This is a genomic window from Nesterenkonia aurantiaca (genome assembly GCF_004364585.1).
GTDB lineage: Bacteria > Actinomycetota > Actinomycetes > Actinomycetales > Micrococcaceae > Nesterenkonia > Nesterenkonia aurantiaca.
The window spans coordinates 96,493-113,196 of record NZ_SOAN01000005.1; the positions used below are offsets into that span (position 1 = coordinate 96,493).

Annotated in this window: 10 protein-coding genes, 1 tRNA gene and 1 pseudogene; 8 read left to right on the forward strand and 4 right to left on the reverse strand. The window is 68.8% G+C overall.

Going from position 1 to position 16,704, the window contains the following annotated elements; all coding sequences use genetic code 11:
* Nucleotides 1–19: 19 nt before the first annotated feature.
* Complete coding sequence (gene hrpA / locus EV640_RS07685) at nt 20–4,267, reverse strand: ATP-dependent RNA helicase HrpA (RefSeq protein ID WP_133726184.1); 4,248 nt, start codon at nt 4,265–4,267, stop codon at nt 20–22.
* A gap of 194 nt (nt 4,268–4,461) precedes the next feature.
* Here hrpA and EV640_RS07690 point away from each other — a divergent pair.
* The 3 genes and pseudogenes from EV640_RS07690 (at nt 4,462) to EV640_RS13860 (ending at nt 7,113) form a co-directional block, all read left to right on the forward strand.
* Nucleotides 4,462–4,545: transfer RNA gene (locus EV640_RS07690), tRNA-Leu, on the forward strand.
* Nucleotides 4,546–4,762: 217 nt separating this feature from the next.
* A complete protein-coding gene (locus EV640_RS07695; RefSeq protein ID WP_208292194.1) occupies nt 4,763–5,851 on the forward strand; it encodes a sulfurtransferase in 1,089 nt (362 codons plus the stop codon).
* Nucleotides 5,852–6,030: 179 nt separating this feature from the next.
* A pseudogene (locus EV640_RS13860) lies at nt 6,031–7,113 on the forward strand (YeeE/YedE family protein).
* Between the two features lie 72 nt (nt 7,114–7,185).
* On the opposite strand, the gene EV640_RS07710 reads toward EV640_RS13860, so the two are convergent.
* On the reverse strand, nt 7,186–7,947 hold the full coding sequence (locus EV640_RS07710) for a lysophospholipid acyltransferase family protein (RefSeq protein WP_133726187.1): 762 nt from the start codon (nt 7,945–7,947) through the stop codon (nt 7,186–7,188).
* 65 nt (nt 7,948–8,012) lie between these two features.
* Between EV640_RS07710 and EV640_RS07715 the strand changes: the two genes are divergently transcribed.
* The 4 genes from EV640_RS07715 (at nt 8,013) to EV640_RS07730 (ending at nt 12,678) form a co-directional block, all read left to right on the forward strand.
* Entirely contained in the window at nt 8,013–8,759 is a 747-nt protein-coding gene (locus EV640_RS07715) for an alpha/beta hydrolase (RefSeq protein WP_133726188.1), read from the forward strand.
* A complete protein-coding gene (locus EV640_RS07720; protein WP_133726189.1) occupies nt 8,756–9,181 on the forward strand; it encodes a hypothetical protein in 426 nt (141 codons plus the stop codon). The genes EV640_RS07715 and EV640_RS07720 overlap by 4 nt, the downstream gene beginning before the upstream one ends.
* Nucleotides 9,182–9,277: 96 nt before the next feature.
* Nucleotides 9,278–11,101 carry an AMP-dependent synthetase/ligase gene (locus EV640_RS07725; RefSeq protein ID WP_133726190.1) on the forward strand — a complete coding sequence of 608 codons (1,824 nt, stop codon included), beginning with the start codon at nt 9,278–9,280 and terminating at the stop codon, nt 11,099–11,101.
* Between the two features lie 206 nt (nt 11,102–11,307).
* Nucleotides 11,308–12,678 carry a class II 3-deoxy-7-phosphoheptulonate synthase gene (locus EV640_RS07730; protein ID WP_036475110.1) on the forward strand — a complete coding sequence of 457 codons (1,371 nt, stop codon included), beginning with the start codon at nt 11,308–11,310 and terminating at the stop codon, nt 12,676–12,678.
* Between the two features lie 78 nt (nt 12,679–12,756).
* On the opposite strand, the gene EV640_RS07735 is transcribed toward EV640_RS07730, so the two are convergent.
* Both EV640_RS07735 and EV640_RS07740 read right to left on the reverse strand, forming a co-directional pair.
* Nucleotides 12,757–14,220, reverse strand: a complete 1,464-nt coding sequence (locus tag EV640_RS07735; protein ID WP_243832261.1) for a protein kinase domain-containing protein — start codon at nt 14,218–14,220, stop codon at nt 12,757–12,759.
* A 75-nt stretch (nt 14,221–14,295) separates the two neighbouring features.
* Entirely contained in the window at nt 14,296–15,384 is a 1,089-nt protein-coding gene (locus EV640_RS07740; RefSeq protein ID WP_051501080.1) for a polyprenyl synthetase family protein, read from the reverse strand.
* 18 nt (nt 15,385–15,402) lie between these two features.
* On the opposite strand from EV640_RS07740, the gene dinB reads away from it, so the two are divergent.
* Nucleotides 15,403–16,611, forward strand: coding sequence for a DNA polymerase IV (dinB, locus tag EV640_RS07745; protein WP_133726191.1), 1,209 nt, complete (start codon nt 15,403–15,405; stop codon nt 16,609–16,611).
* Nucleotides 16,612–16,704 lie beyond the last annotated feature (93 nt).

Below are 16,704 nucleotides of genomic sequence, written 5' to 3' on the forward strand. Positions count from 1 at the left end.
GCCCTCGGAATCTGCGAGCTCAGCGACTCGAGGTCTTGATCGCCCGGCGGATCCGCTTGACCGAGACGGTCTGCGCGGTGCCCAGCTGCTGGGCGAAGAGGTTCACCCGGAACTCCTCGATCATCCATTTCACCGCAGCAAGCTCGGCGGGCACCGGCAGCTGCGCGGGCACCGCCTCCAGTGCGGCGTCGTACTCATCCTCGAGCTCCTGGACCGTGGCCATGTCCTGGGCGTCCCGGGTCAGGTTCTGTCCGGATTCCAGTCGATCGAGTCGGGTCCTGACCGCCTGCAGGTAGCGCGGCATGTGCTGCAGCTGCGCCTGCCCGGTGGCTGTGACGAAGCCGGGGTAGACCAGCTGCTGCAGCTGGGCGGTCAGATCGCTGCGCGCGGCCTTCAGCGCCGCGGAGCTGACCCGCTCCAGGCGTGAGCCGAGCTCCGTGGAGAGGCTCAGCACCTGGGCCAGCACGTCGGTGAGCCGCAGCACGGTCTCGATCAGCTCGGCCCGGCAGCTCCGGGCGATCACCTCGAACTCCGCCTCGCCGAAGGGCAGCTGCGCGGGCACCAGATGAGCCAGAGCCGCCGTGGTCGCATCGCTGACCAACGACTCCACGGTGCCGTGCGGGGACTGGCTGAATGCCAGCCGCTCCCGGTTACTCAGGTGATCCAGCACATAGCGCTGCGGGGAGGGCAGCACCTCGCGCAGCAGTGCGACGACGCCGGCGCGGTGCACCCGGGACTGCTCGGCGGCCGAGTCCTGGATCGTGTAGGAGACGCCGCTGCTGGCCGGTGCCAGCGCCGGATAACCGGTGATCTGGCGCCCGGAGACCACGGTGGTGATCTCCCGAGGAAGATCCCCGAAGGTCCAGGAGGTCTGCTGCTGCTTGCCTGCGGCGGCCGAGGAGGCGGAGGCCTGCTGCTGCTTGCCGCGGCTCGTCTGGGACCTCGCATCGGCCCCGGCGGCGGACTGGGCCGCTGGGGGCTGGGCGCGCGCGGCACTCCCGGGGCGTCCCGGCTGCGGCGTCTGCCGTGGCGCATCGGTGTCGCCCTCGGCGGCGAGGCTGCGCCCGATCGCCTCACGGTTCTCCCCGGAGAACCGGACCTGCAGCTCGCGCAGATCGAAGCCGCTGTCCAGGACCCGACCGCGCTCACTGATCACCGCGAAGGTGAACCGCAGGTGCTCCGGCAGCGCGCTGGTGTCGAAGACCTCCGGGTCCAGGACATGTCCCTTCAGCTGCCGCAGCACCGCGGCCAGCGAGCCGGTCAGCGAGTCCACGCCCGGGGTGAAGTCCTGCTCCAGCGCGGTGCGGGCCTTCGCCGCGACGTCGGGGGCCGGGACGAAGTTCTTCCGGACCGGTTTGGGCATATTGCGGATCAGGGCGGTGATCAGCTCGGTGCGCAGCCCGGGGATCAGCCAGTCGAAGCGCTCGGGCTGCAGCTGGTTCAAAAACACCACCGGTACCCGGACCGTGACGCCGTCGGCCGCCGCGGTGGGAGACGTGCCGGACTCGGCGGTGTAACGGGTGGGGTTGAACTCATACTGCAGCTCAAGGGCCAGCCCGTCATGGTCGAAGTGCTCCGGGTAGGCATCGATGTCGAGCTCTTCTGCGGCCTGGGCCATCAGCTCGACGTCGGTGAGGTCCAGCAGCTCCGGGGTGGCCAGGCGCTGGTTCTTCCACCAGGAGTCGAAGTGCCGCTGCGAGACGATGTTCTCCGGGATCCGGGCCGCGAAGAAGCTGAAGAGCTCCTCGTCGGAGGCGCGCAGGTCCTTGCGGCGGGTGCGGGTCTCGAGCTCGTCGAGCTCCGCGAAGCGCGCCCGGTTGCGCCGGTCGAAGTGGTGTCGGGTGGACCAGTCGCCGTCGACCAGCGCGCGCTGGATGAACAGCTCGCGGCTGTATTCCGGATCGACCTTGGAATAGAGCACCTGCCGGTCCGCGATCACCGGCACCCCGAAGAGGGTGACCTTCTCGGTGGCCACCACCGCGCCCTGGCGGGAGGACCAGCGCGGCTCCGAATGGCTGGTCTTCACCAGGTGCGGGGCGAGCTCCTCCACCCACGCCGGATCGATCTTCGCCACCGAGCGGGCCCAGAGCCGGGAGGTCTCCACGAGTTCGCTGGCCATCACCCAGTCGTGGTTCTTCTTGAACAGGTGCGAGCCGGGGAACACGGCGAAGCGGGTCCCGCGGGCGCCCTGATAGTCCCGGGTGCGGGGGTTGTAGAGGCCCACATGGCTGAGCAGGCCGGAGAGCAGCGACTGGTGGATCGCATCGTGCTTGGCCGCGGGGTCCACCGTGGGCAGCTTCTTGCCGCGGCGTCCGGAGGAGCCGCGGCGCCCCCCGGAGCCCTTGCCGCTGAACTGGATCTGGTCGGCGATCTCGGTGAGCTGGCCGACCAGCTCCTGCCACTCCCGCACGCGCAGGTAGTTCAGGTGCTCACGGTGGCAGAGCTTGCGGAACTGGTTGCCGGAGAGCTCGGTCTGCTTCTCCTGCAGGTAGCGCCAGAGGTTCAGCAGCGCCGAGAAGTCCGAGTTCTCATCCTTGAACCGGGAGTGCAGCTCATCAGCCTGAGCCCGCTTCTCCGCCGGACGTTCTCGGGGATCCTGGATGGAGAGGGCGGCGGTGAGCACCGTGACCTCGGGCAGGCAGTCGCGCCGGGCCGCCTCGACCATCATCCGGGCCATCCGTGGGTCCACCGGCAGCTGGGCGAGCATCCGGCCCACCGGGGTCACCGCGCTGGTGCCCGATCGCTTTCCGGTCTGCTGAGGTTTCCGGCCACCGGCTCGGGGCCCGGATTCTGGGTTCAGGCTCAGCGCACCGAGCTCGGTGAGCAGCCGGACGGCGTCGTTGACCGCCTTGGAGTCGGGCTTCTGCACGAAGGGGAAGTCCAGCAGATCCTCGGGGGAGCGGGTGATGCCCATGGAGGACATCTGCAGCAGCACCGAGGCCAGCGAGGTGCGCAGGATCTCGGGGTCGGTGAACGCCGGTCGGGAGTCGAAGTCTTCCTGGGAGTACAGCCGGATCGCGATCCCGTCGCTGGTGCGTCCGGAGCGGCCGGAGCGCTGATTCGCGCTGGCCTGGGAGATCGCCTCGATGGGCAGCCGCTGCACCTTCGTGCGTGTGGAGTAGCGCGAGATCCGGGCGGTGCCGGTGTCGATCACGTACTTGATGCCGGGCACGGTCAGCGAGGTCTCGGCCACATTGGTGGCCAGCACGATCCGACGCCGGCCGCCGGGGGAGAAGACCCGCTTCTGCTCGGCCATGGAGAGCCGACCGAAGAGCGGCAGGATCTCTGAGCCGCGCAGCCGTCGGTCCGCTGCGACGGTCTCGGTGAGCGCCTCGGCGGCATCGCGGATCTCGCGCTCCCCGGGGAAGAAGATCAGCACGTCGCCGTCGGGTTCCGCGGCGAGCTCCAGCACGGCGTCACTGACCGCGTCGAGCAGGTCCCGCTCCTCCTCGGCGGCCGCCGGAGCCTTGGAACCGACCCTGGTGCCGGTCGGGGCACCGGAGCTCGGGCTCCGCTGAGCGCCGCCCTGAGGGCTGCGCGAGCCGCCATCCTCGGTCTCCCCGAAATGCTCGGACTCATCGAAGTCCTCGAGCTCGGCCTCGGGGTTCACCGGGCGGTAACGGATCTCCACTGGATAGGTGCGTCCGGAGACCTCGATGATCGGCACCTCGGAGGTCTCCCGGGTCCAGTTCTCCGGGTCCGGGCTGAAGTGCCGGGCGAAGCGCTCCGGGTCGATCGTGGCGGAGGTGACGATGACCTTCAGGTCAGGCCGGGAGGGCAGGAGCCGACGCAGGTAGCCCAGGATCACGTCGATGTTGAGGCTTCGCTCGTGAGCCTCATCAATGATGATGGCCGAGTAGCGCTCCAGGTTCGGGTCGCGCTGGATCTCGGCGAGCAGGATGCCGTCGGTCATCAGCTTGACCGCGGTGGACCCGGAGACCTCGGCGTTGAACCGGACCTGATAGCCGATGTCGCGACCCACCGAGGTGCCCAGCTCCTCGGCCAGGCGCTCGGCCACGGTGCGAGCCGCCAGACGCCGCGGCTGCGTATGCCCGATCATGCCCTGGTGGTGCAGCCCGAGCTCCAGCACCATCTTGGGCAGCTGGGTGGTCTTGCCGGAACCGGTCTCTCCCGCCACGACGATCACCTGATGGTCCGTGAGCGCCCTCAGGATCTGTTCGCGCTCACCGCTGACCGGCAGTGCGGGGGGATAGGCGAGGTCTTCGGCGGACCAGGTCTCACGGCGGGCTGTTCTGGGCTCAGACATAACCCTCCAATACTAGGGTTGATGCGCCGCGCTGGGCGCACCGCTGGAAGGGCACCTCCCGGTGAGACGCTCAGGGCGACTGAACGGCTTCGACGATTAGGCATACCGTCCGGGATATGGGTACTATTATTCTCGCTGCCGGGGAGCGATCGCCGGTTGCGAGACAGGCCCGAAAGGGCCTGAACAGCAGGTATGCGCGAGTGGCGGAATAGGTAGACGCGCTGGCTTCAGGTGCCAGTGCCTTCACGGGCGTGGGGGTTCAAGTCCCCCCTCGCGCACAGTAATTTGAGAAGCACAGCAGGCCCCGCTTCGGATGATCACGATCATCTGAAGCGGGGCCTTTCTGTGTCTCTGGACGGTGGTGCAGGGGGGTGCGGTCCGCGTCCACGATCTGTTCACGCCCGGGCCGGGGCCCCGGCGTCGAAGAGCTCCACCGGCAAGACCGTGATCGCGGTGGTCGCCGCGGCGTCCCTGGCGGGCACGGCCGGCTTCGTGGTGGCGAACTCCACGGGCGGCGATGCGGACCAGGGCTCCGTCACCGACTCCGGCAGCACCGCGACCGAGACCGACGAGTCCGGCGAGGGGGAGGCTGCCACCACGGTCGCCGCCGCAGACATCCCGGGAGAGACCCGCGGATTCGACGACGTCCACACCGAGCAGCCGCTGGCCACCACCGAGTGGCTGGCCGAGCGCCTCGAGGAGGGAGGCCTCCACGAGCAGGGCATCGTCCTGCTCGACGTCTCGGAAAACCTGCCGAGCTCGGAGCTCACCCCCTACGCCGAGGCGCACATCCCGCAGGCCCAGTACCTGGAGTGGTCCGAGGAGTTCACCGCACCCAACACCCGTGAGTTCATCTCCGCGGAAGAGTTCACCGAGCTGGGCCAGTCGCTGGGCATCAACGAGGACTCCACGGTGGTCCTCTACGGGGACAACAACAACTGGTTCGCCGCCTACGCCTCCTGGGTGTTCAACCTCTACGGCGTCGAGGACGTGGTGCTGCTCGACGGTGGGCTGCATAAATGGGAGCTCCACGACGAGCGTGAGCTCGTCGAAGAGGTTCCCGCGGTTCCTCCCGGGAACTTCGCGGCCAAGCCGCAGAACCACGACATCCGGGCCTTCCAGCCCGAGGTGCTGGAGATCGCCGAGCGCAACGCCGAGGCCGGCGGTGACGCCGTGGCCGCGGTGAACCTGGTGGACATCCGATCTGCCCAGGAGCACGACGGCGAGGTCGGCGTCGATCCCGACATCTTCCAGGGCGAGGGTGCTGCGGTGTGGGGACACATCCCCGGCTCCGTGAATGTCACCTGGACCCAGATCGTGGACGAGCAGACCGGCGAGTTCCTCCCCGCCGAGGAGATCCGCAGCATCTATGAAGCAGCCGGGGTGGACTTCGAGAACCCGATCATCGCCTACTGCCGGATCGGGGAGCGCGCCTCCCACACCTGGTTCGCGCTGAGCCAGATCCTCGGCGAAGAGGTCAAGGTCTATGACGGCTCCTGGTCGGCATGGGGCAACAGCGTCGGAGTTCCGGTGGCGAACAACTCCGGAGAGCGCGCCGGGCTCTGGGGCCAGTCCGGAGACTGAGCATGCAGGAAGGCAACCTCATGACGATCGACCTCAGAACAGACCGCGAGCTGGGCTGGACCACGGCGGACACCGTCCGAACCACGATCTCCGTGGCCGTCGCGGCGGTGCTGCTGGGCCTGGCCTGGTACCTCGCCGCCACCGACGGGGAGGGGTTGGGCGGTTCCAACGCCGCCCTGATGCTGCTCATCGGAGCCGGACTGGGCATCCTGTTCGAACGCGGCCGGTACTGCTTCTTCTGCGTGTTCCGGGACCTCTTCGAGAAGCGGGACAGTCGGGGGATGTACGCGATCCTGGTCTCCATCGCGGTCGGGATGATCGGCTATGCGATGATCTTCTCCACCCGGATCCCCACACCCACCACCGAGAACGTGCCGAGCGACGCGCATATCGCCCCGGTCTCGCTCGCACTGGTGATCGCCGGGCTGGCCTTCGGGCTGGGCATGGTGATCTCCGGGGGATGTATCGCCGGGCACCTGTACCGCCTCCCGGAGGGACATCTGCGGTCCATTCCGGCGCTGCTCGGAGTCCTGCTGGGCTTCGGCCTGGGCTTCCTGAGCTGGGACACGATGTACTCCCGGTTCATCCTCGGCGCCCCGGCCACCTGGCTGGCGGCAGGCAACGGATACGCGCTCGCGGTGCTGTTCCAGCTCGGGGTCCTCATCGGCCTGGGAGTCTGGCTGCTGCGCTTCAACCCGCCGGTCCAAGGGCGCGGCGACCGCACGGTGGACGCCACCGAGGTCCGACGCTCCGTGTTCTTCAAGCGCTGGCCGGCGCTGATCACCGGGGTCGGCGTGGGGCTCTTGGCGATTCTGGCCTATTAAAAGGACCAGCCGCTGGGGGTCACCCAGCAGATCTCTTCGATGACCCGGACTTCGATGACCGAGGCCGGCTGGATCGGCAGCTTCATGCCCGGGCTCGATGAGCGCCTGGCCGGATGCGTGGCGGTGGTGGTGCACACCATCACCACCAACGGCTGGCTGATCCTCGGGATCGTACTGGCCTCGCTGGCCGTGGCACTGCCGGGGCGCCGCGTGCGGCTCGAGAAGACCACCGCGTTCAACTCGCTCACCGCCCTGGGCGGCGGGGTGCTGCTGGGCTGGGGCGCCATGATCGGACTCGGCTGCACCATCGGGGTCCTGCTCTCCGGGACGCAGGCGCTCGCGCTCTCCGGCTGGGTCTTCGGTGCGGCCATCGTGGTCTCGGCCGGCCTGGGGTTTCGCTTCGGTCTGCACCGCAGGGCCGCCCCAGGAGTGTTCTGAACCTCCGCGCGGTCTCCGGTGGAGTGGCGGGTCCACCGGGTGGTGGGGGCGTCCCGGTGGGGGAGCCCGCCCTCAGTCGGCCGAGGAGTCCTCGATGCGGCGCCCGCTGTGGTGGCGCAGCGTCTTGCGCGCGGCCTTGGCCTCGGCCTTCTCCGCCTCCAGCTGACGCTTCACGTCCGAGGCGTAGACGTCGACGTATTCCTGACCCGAGAGGCGCATGATCTGGTACATGATCGCGTCGGCCACCGCGCGCTGGGCGAAGCGATCCTCGGCGTTGCCGTAATAGGACTCGAAGGTCATCGGTTCGCCCACGATCATCCCCACCCGGCCCAGCCGGGGGATGTTCTTCCCGATCGGCTGGACCTTATCGGTGCCGATCAGGGCGATCGGGATCACCGGAGCCTGGGTGTTCAGCGCCAGCCGGGCGATCCCGAGCTTGCCGCGGTAGAGCCGCCCGTCCGGGCTGCGGGTGCCCTCGGGGTAGAGTCCCACCACCTCGCCGTCGCGCAGCGCCTGCTCCCCGGCGTTGAGCGAATCCTGGCTGGCCTTGCCGCCGGAGCGGTCCATCGGGATCTGACCCGAGAGATCGAAGAACTTCCGCATGCCCCACCCATAGGCGCCCTGCTTGCCCCAATAGTCGTCCTTCGCCATGAAGTGCACCTGCCGGGGCACCTTCACCGGCATGAACACCGAATCGGAGAAAGACAGGTGGTTCGACGCTAGGATCGCCGGACCTTCGCTGGGTATGTTGTGCAGGCCGCGGACCCAGGGACGGAATACCGTGTTGACCACCGGGGCCACGACAAAGTTCTTGGCGACGCTATAGAACGACACGGTGATGGGGGGTCCTTTCAGGCGGCTGAGCTTCGAGACCACTGTAAAGGCAATAGAGTGACGGAATGGACATGTCCGGCTTCGGAGTTTCCGTCTTCCACGGATTCACCTCCACCCCCGCCTCGATGCGCCCGCTCGCCGACGCCCTGCAGCAGGCCGGCTTCACCGTGGACCTTCCGCTGCTGCCCGGTCACGGCACGAGCTGGGAGGACCTGGCCAGCACCCCGCGCTCGCAGATCATGCGCGCCGCGCTGGCCAGCTATGACCGGCTCGCCGTCCGCTGCTCCCGGGTCGCCACCGTGGGCCTCTCCATGGGGGGCTCGCTCGCGCTGCATGTGGCCGCGCACCGTCAGGTCGAGGCGGTCTCGGTGATCAATCCCGGGCTCCGGCTGGCCCCGCTGACTGGGCCCAAGGCCTGGGTGCTGGGCAGGATCCGACCCTCGGTGGCCAGCATCGCCGGAGACATCGCCAAGCCCGATGTGGTGGAGGAGGCCTACGCGCAGACCCCGCTGCGCGCCGTCGTCCAGCTGGACCGGCTCTTCGCCCAGGTCCGCCGCGAACTCCCGGAGCTCGCTCGGCGACAGACCCCGGTGCTGCTCTTCCGCTCGGGCGTGGACAACGTCCTGCCCCCGTCCTCGGCCGCTACGCTGGGCAGGACGCTCTCGGCGGAGCAGCTCGAGGTCGTGGAGCTCACCCGCAGCCAGCATGTGGCCACGCTCGATCACGAGGCGGAGACCATCCACGAGCAGCTGATTGATTTTCTTCACCGGCGGCACCAGGTCGCCGGGCCCCCAGAGAGGATGGCGCCATGAGCTCCTATCGCGACGACGAACCCAGCAGAGTCTTCGGTCGAGGCGGCCGCTCCCGGCCGATGCCAGGCCAGGGCGGTCCCGGCCAGGGTGGCCCGGCTCAGGGCCACGGGGCTCCAGGACAGGGAGTGCCAGGCGGGGGTCCTCGCGACTACCGGGCGGATGACGCCGCCTGGGATGAGATCGACGACTTCGAGCCGCCGAACCCGAAGAACCCGCTCGCCGGGGCCAAGCCCGCCGTGGTGCTCGGGGCGGTGCTGAGCATCGGTGCGATCCTGGCGCTGATCGTCGTGCCGTTCCTGCCGCTGAATGCTCCGAGCTGGACCGTGCCCGCCCTGATCGGCGTGGTGCTGGCCGGGCTGGTGATCCTCTTCCTGCAGATGCCGCGCAACCGTTCCGGATCCGGCGACGGCGCACAGGTCTGAGCAGGTTCTCCGCAGGGACACGAATCATTCAGCTACCGTTCAGTAACGGGCTGTGACATCATGATGTGAGATAGCACACACGATGGAGGAGCCCCCGTGAAGGAAATCGCAACACCGTCCGCAGTCGAGGTCCCCGCCGAGCTGAACATCACTGACCTGCTGGAACGTCAGTTCACCGCGGACCCGCAGAACATACTCTTCGGCCGACAGCTCAGCCCCGGCCAGTGGATCGACGTCAGCACCGCCGAGTTCCGGGACCAGGTGATCGCGCTGGCCAAGGGCATCATCGCCTCCGGCGTCGAGGTGGGTGACCGGGTCGCGATCATGGCCCCCACGCGGTACGAGTGGACCCTGCTCGACTTCGCGATCTTCTACGCCGGAGCCGTGACCGTGCCGGTCTACGAGACCTCCTCGCCCTCCCAGGTCGCCTGGATCATCGAGGACGCCGGCGTGAAGCTGCTCGTCGCCGAGACTCCGGCGCACCAGAAGATCGTCGAGCGCGCCGTCGCCCAAGAGAGCCTGACCGGGCTGGTCGGCGTCCACACCATCGAAGGCTCCGGGCTGGATGAGCTCCGCGCCAAGGGCGCCGAGGTGACCCAGGAGCAGGTCGAGTCACGGCGCAACGCCGCCGTGGGCGCCGACCTGGCCACGATCATCTACACCTCCGGGACCACCGGGCGGCCCAAGGGGTGCGAGCTGACCCACTCGAACTTCACCGAGCTCTCGCTCCAGGCGCTGGGCGGCTCGCTGGGCTCCGTGGTCCACAAGGACGCCTCCACGGTGATGTTCATCCCGCTGGCCCACGTCTTCGCCCGCTTCATCTCGGTGCTCGCCGTCGCCGCCGGCTCCCGGGTGGGGCATACCTCCGACATCAAGGAGCTGGTGGACGACCTCGGCACCTTCCGCCCGACCTTCCTGCTGGCCGTGCCGCGGGTATTCGAGAAGATCTACAACGCTGCCATGCTCAAGGCCGAGGGCGACGGCAAGGGAGCCATCTTCGAGAAGGCGGCCAACACCGCCATCGCATGGTCCCGCGCCAAGCAGGAGGGCAAGGTCCCCTTCACCTTGGGGCTCAAGCACACCGTCTTCGACAAGCTGGTCTACTCCAAGCTGCGCGCCAGGATGGGGGGACAGGTCGCCCACGCGGTCTCCGGCGGCTCCCCGCTGGGAGAGCGGCTGGGCCACTTCTTCTACGGCGTGGGCGTGCAGATCCTGGAGGGCTACGGCCTCACCGAGACCACGGCGCCGCTGACCGTGAACACCCCGGAGCTGAGCAAGATCGGCACCGTCGGCGCGCCGCTTCCCGGGTGTGCGGTGAAGATCGCCGAGGACGGCGAGATCCTCGGCCGCGGCATCTGCGTCTTCCGCGGCTACCACAACCGGCCCGAGCTGAACCAGGAGATCTTCACCGAGACCGGCTGGTTCCGCACCGGCGACGTCGGCACCCTGGACTCCGACGGCTGCCTCACCATCACCGGTCGCAAGAAGGAGATCCTGGTCACCGCGGCCGGGAAGAACGTCTCGCCGGCCCAGCTGGAGGACCTGATGCGCTCAGACGCGATCGTCTCCCAGGCCGTGGTGGTCGGCGACAACCGGCCCTTCGTCGCGGCGCTGATCACCCTCGATGAGGAGACCCTGCCGCAGTGGCTCGAGCGCAAGGGACTTGACCCCAAGACCCCGATCGCCGAGCTCGCTCAGCACGAGACGATCATCACCCACGTGCAGGCAGTGGTGGACCGGGCCAACGAGTCGGTCTCTCGTGCCGAATCGATCCGGGAGTTCCGGCTGCTGAACACCGATTTCACCATCGAGTCCGGCCACCTCACCCCGTCCATGAAGATCAAGCGTCCGGTGGTGATGAAGGACTTCGCCCAGGAGGTCGAGGCGCTCTACACCGAGGCGGCCGCCAAGAAGGGCTGAGCCGCAGCTCGGGGGTGGATCTCGCCACGGCGCAGATCCGCACACCTCGCGCGAGGAAGAACGACCGGGGAGCCCGGGGGCGCACAGCGCCCCCGGGCTCCGTCCGTCCGCATAATGGACTGCCGCTTCGGCATTAGGCGCGCCCGGGCGCGGCGGACTACCCTGAGAGGGTGACCACGACGCCAGAGCCCAGATCCGACGCCCCGCTGACCGCCCCCGGAGAGATCCTTCATGTAGGGGCCGCAGACTATCCGGGCCTGGACGAGTGGCGTTCGCTGCCGCTGAGCCAGCAGCCGGACTGGCGGGGCCACGAAGACTTCGACTCCGCCTACGCGGAGCTCTCCGCGCACCCGCCGCTGGTCTTCGCCGGAGAGGTCGACAAGCTCAAGCGACGCCTGGCCAAGGTTGCCAACGGTGAGGCCTTCCTCCTCCAGGGTGGGGACTGCGCCGAGACCTTCGACGGCGTCACCGCCGATCGGATCAGCGCCAAGATCAAGACCATCCTGCAGATGGCGGTGGTGCTCACCTACGGCGCCTCGCTGCCGGTGGTGAAGATGGGACGCATGGCCGGGCAGTACGCCAAGCCGCGGTCCTCCGACGTGGAGACCCGCGACGGCGTCACGCTTCCGACCTTCCGCGGCGAGATCGTCAACGGTTTCGAGTTCACCGAGGAATCCCGGGTTCCTGACCCGAAGCGGATGGTCGCGGCCTACCACAAGTCCGCCGCCACCCTGAACCTGGTCCGGGCCTTCACCGAGGGCGGCTTCGCCGACCTGCGCGCGGTCCAGCAGTGGAACAAGGGGTTCATGCAGAACCCCGCGCACGCTCGCTACGAGCAGCTCGCCGGAGAGATCGACCGCGCGGTCCGTTTCATGGAGGCCTGCGGCGCTGACTTCGAAGGGCTCAAGCGCACCGAGTTCTACGCCGCCCACGAGGCGCTGCTGCTGGACTACGAGCGCGCGCTGACCCGCATCGACTCCCGCACCGGCAAGCCCTACGTGACCAGTGGCCACTTCGTGTGGATCGGTGAGCGGACCCGTGAGCTCGAGGGCGCACACATGGACTACCTCTCACGGGTGCAGAACCCGGTGGGGGTCAAGCTGGGCCCCAGCACCACCCCGGAGACCGTGCTGCAGATCATCGAGAAGCTGGATCCCGAGCGGGAGCCAGGACGGCTGACCTTCATCGTGCGGATGGGCGCCTCCAACGTCCGGGAGAAGCTCCCGGCGCTGGTCACGGCGGTGCGCGATTCCGGCGCCAAGGTGGTCTGGGTGACCGACCCAATGCACGGCAACACGATCACCGCCGACAACGGCTACAAGACTCGGCGCTTCGACGATATCCTCGACGAGGTCCGCGGCTTCTTCGAGGTCCACCGTTCCTTGGGCACCTACCCCGGTGGGCTGCACGTGGAGATGACCGGTGACGACGTCGCTGAATGTCTCGGCGGCTCCGACGTGGTCGACGAATCGGCCTTCGATCAGCGCTACGAGTCCCTGGTGGACCCGCGGCTGAACCATAAGCAGTCCCTGGAGCTGGCGTTCCTGGTCGCAGAATCCCTCACCCAGGTGAGATGACGCTGCGCGCCCGGTCTGGTGGCCTGAGGCTGGAACCGCTCAGCCGCACAGCTTCCTGACCGGCGGCGGTGCTGGTCCTCAGCCCCCGAGGCTGGGGATCAGCGCACTGCTGACCCCGATCCACCCGGCCAGCAGCACCAGCAGCGCGCCACCGATCATGATCGCGGCGATCATCAGCCAGATCCGGGTGGCGCTGGCGCCGGCGAGTTCCACCGTGGGTCGCTGACGCTCGCGCTTCTCCGTGCGAACCCGCTCCACCGGTCGGCGGGAACCGACGGCGGGCTGGATCCCGGTCACCGGCTCCGCGACGCTGAGCCGGGGCGGTCGCAGCTGCAGACCGCTGGTGGGCACCTCGGTGACCAGCTGGCGATCCTCCTCGGCCAGGCTCGAGGGACGCCCGTGCGCGGCATGGCGATGCTCGGCCTGAAGATGTGTGGTCCGCGCATTGCCCAGCGCCGCGTCGATGTCCTCGTCCCAGGGTTCGTGGTCCACGTCCTGGCCCTCGTGCTGCTCCGCTCCGGAACCGTGGGCCGATGCCGGCGCAGCCTCGGTCTCCAGGAAGGTCTCGCTGGAGTCACCGGGAAGCATGGTGGTGGACCGCTGGCCCGGCGTCGCGGACTCGCGGGGCGATTCCCGCCCGGAGGCGCCCATGGCAGGGATCGCCCGGGTCGCGGTGAGCGCGCCGTCGAAGTCGAGCTCGGCGTCGCCGAGCAGGCCGCGGGTCTCACGCAGCATCTTCAGCAGCTCGTCAGCGTTCTTGGGCCGCAGCGCCACCTCGGGACGGGTAGCGATGCTGACCAGGTCGTCGAGCTCGCGCGCGAGGCCGCTGACCTGCGCGGAAGGCACCGGCACGGTGGAGTTCACGTGCTGGTAGGCCACTCGCACGGGGGAGTCCCCGGTGAAGGGCTGCACGCCGGTGAGCATCTCGTAGAGCAGGATGCCGATGGCGTAGATGTCAGCGCGCTCGTCGGCGCCCTCCCCGGAGAGCAGCTCCGGAGAGATATAGGCCACGGTGCCCATCAGGGTGGAGGTTCCGGAGTGATGGGTCGCCGCGCGGGCCAGTCCCAGGTCAGCGAGCTTGATCCGCCCGTCATGGGAGACCAGCACGTTTTCCGGCTTGATGTCGCGGTGGACCAGGCCGGCGCGGTGCGCCGCAGCCAGGCCCTGCAGAATCGAATCCATGTAGGTCAGCGCCAGCCGAGGGGTCATCGCGCCGTGCTTGAGCAGCGTGCGCAGCGTCGCGCCGGGGACGTACTCCATCACCAGATAGGCGGTCTCCCGGGCCTGGCCCTGATCCAGGACCTGGACCACATTGGGATGCGCGATCAGCGCAGAGTTCCGGGCCTCCTGCTCGAAGCGGTCCACGACCTTGCGATCCTCGGCCATATGCGGGAACAGCACCTTCAGCGCGACCTCGCGGCCGAGCCGCTGATCCTGCGCGCGGTAGACCGTGGACATGCCGCCACGCGCGATGCGCTCATCGATCACATAGCGGTCATCGATCCTGGAACCAATCCACGGGTCAGTCTGTTCAGAGCTCACAGCCCCAGGGTATCGAACCCGCCCAACTCCGGGTCGCTGCGGCGCGTGTCGGTCCGGGTCGAGCGGGGGTGGGACCTAGACCGTTCGCAGCACCAGGTTCCCGCGAAGCTGGTCGAACTCCTCGAGGACCTCCGCAGAGACGCCGAGCTCGACCAGGTCCTGGGTACGGGCGACGCTGTCACCGGTGAGCTCCTCGATGCTGCGCTCCACCTCCTCCACTGCTCCGGACTCCAGCAGGATGGCGCGCGCCCGGTCCACCTGTGCCTCACTGAGCGCCGGGTCTCCCAGCATCTGGTTCAGCTCCTGGGCCCCGGCCCCGCCGGAGCGGAACAGCCCGTAGGCGATGAGCTCGGTGCGCTTGCCCTCGCGCAGGTCATCGCCGACCGGCTTGCCGGTGGTCTCCGGATCCCCGAAGACCCCGAGCAGATCATCGCGCAGCTGGAAGGCCTCGCCGACCGGCAGCGCCGCCGCGGCGAAGGCGCGGCACAGCTGGTCCGAGCCGCCGGCCAGCGCCGCGCCGAGGACCACCGGGTACTCGGTGGAGTACTTGGCCGCCTTATAGCGCAGCACCCCGCGGGCGCGGGCGACCGCCTCGGCCTCGGTCTCAGCCGGAGTGCGCACCTCTTCGAGCACATCGAGGTACTGCCCGGTGATGACCTCGGTGTGCATCCGGTGGAAGCTCCGCGCGGCCAACGTATTGCTCACCAGCCCGTCCTGGGCTGCGGTGCTCTGGGCGAGGAAGAACGCCTCCGAGGCCCAGGCCAGCGAGAGGTCCCCGGAGAGGATCGCGCCGGTGGTGCCGAAGTGGCCGCAGTCTCCGGCGAAGCCGGACTCCCGATGCAGCTGTTCGAACCCGATGTGCGCGCTGGGCCGTCCGCGCCGCGTGGCAGATCGGTCGATGACGTCGTCGTGGACCAGCGCGGCCGCCTGGAAGAGCTCCAGCGCCACACCCAGCTCGACGACGGCCTCGCCGCGCCCGCCGGCTGCCTGCCAGCCCAGCCTGGCCAGCGCGGGGCGCATCTTCTTGCCGCCCCGGGTCAGTGTCATCAGCGCGGTCACCAGGGGCACCGCGTGCTCGGAGACTGCGTGGACCTCTGCGTGACGGGCCTGGAGGAAGCCGGCGCACCTGGTGTTGACCTCGCTGATGAATTCTTCGCGCTTCATGGCGGATAGCCTATCGGTATGGCACCGTCTCGACCGGCTGATTCACGCGTCCTTGCGCATGTGGACATGGATGCCTATTACGTGGAGGTCGAGCTGCTCACCAGGCCCGAGCTGCGCGGACGCAAGATCATCGTGGCGCAGGACTCGGGACGCTCCGTGGTGCTCTCGGCCTCCTATGAGGCGCGGGCAGACGGGGTGCGTTCCGCGATGCCGCTGGCCCGGGCGCGGCAGGCCAGCCCCGACGCCGTCGTGATCCCGCCCAGCATGGAGCTCTACCGCGAGTTCTCCCGGCGCATCATGGCCTACTTCGACACGATCACCGACTCGGTGGAGCAGCTCAGCGTGGACGAAGCCTTCCTGGATCTCACCGGGTCTCGCCGCCGGCTCGGCGGACCCGAGCAGATCGGAGCGAAGATCCGCCGCGAGATCCGCGAGGAGTTCGCCCTGCCGGCCACGGTGGGGATCGCTGACCGCAAGTTCATCGCCAAGATCGCCTCCACCCGCGCGAAGCCGGACGGACTGCTGCTGGTCCCGCCACATCGCCGGCTGGAGTTCCTGCACGGTCTGCCGGTCACCGCGATGTGGGGTGTCGGGGCAAAGACCGCCGAGTCCCTGAAGGCCTTCGGGATCACCACGGTGCTGCAGCTCGCGCAGACCCCGGAGCCCGCACTGCGCCGGCGATTCGGGGTCACCGGCACGGCGCTGCACCGACTGGCCTGGGGAGAGGACGCCCGCGAGGTCCAACCGCACCGGATCGAGAAGTCCATCGGCGCCGAGGAGACCTTCGCGGTGGACGTGGAGGATGAGGCGACGCTGCGAGCCGAGCTGCTGCGGCTCAGCCATCGGGTCGCCGCACGCCTGCGCGAGTCGGGAGTCTCCGCGGAGGGCATCAGCCTGAAGCTTCGCTACAGCGACTTCGAGACGCTGACCCGGTCCTCCACGCTCTCCCACCCGACGCATTCGGCGCTGGCCATCTACTCCCGGGTGCTCGGGCTGCTGGAGCGGCTGGGGCAGCGGGCCCAGTCGGTGCGGCTGGTGGGGATCCGGGCCGAGAGACTGGTGGATGAGGGCGGCTCGCTGCAGCTGAGCTTCGACCGCACCGAGACGAACTGGCTCGACGCCGAGACCGCGCTCGACGCCATCGCGAAGAAGTTTCCACAGGTCCAGACGGCTCCGGCCGCGCTGCTGCGACCCCGCCGCGAGGATCCAGGACTGGAGAGTTCCTGAGTGTCAGCCCTGAGATCACCGCAGTCCTGACATCGGGCTAGGTCTGGGGTGCCGAAACCGGTAGACTATACACCCAGGCGTATCCGCATCTTC

Coding starts and splice junctions, on each gene's coding strand:
- dinB (WP_133726191.1), top strand. CDS start 15,403: ATGGCACCGTCTCGACCGGCTGATTCACGCGTCCTTGCGCATGTGGAC.
- EV640_RS07740 (WP_051501080.1), bottom strand. CDS start 15,384: ATGAAGCGCGAAGAATTCATCAGCGAGGTCAACACCAGGTGCGCCGGC.
- EV640_RS07715 (WP_133726188.1), top strand. CDS start 8,013: ATGGACATGTCCGGCTTCGGAGTTTCCGTCTTCCACGGATTCACCTCC.
- hrpA (WP_133726184.1), bottom strand. CDS start 4,267: ATGTCTGAGCCCAGAACAGCCCGCCGTGAGACCTGGTCCGCCGAAGAC.
- EV640_RS07720 (WP_133726189.1), top strand. CDS start 8,756: ATGAGCTCCTATCGCGACGACGAACCCAGCAGAGTCTTCGGTCGAGGC.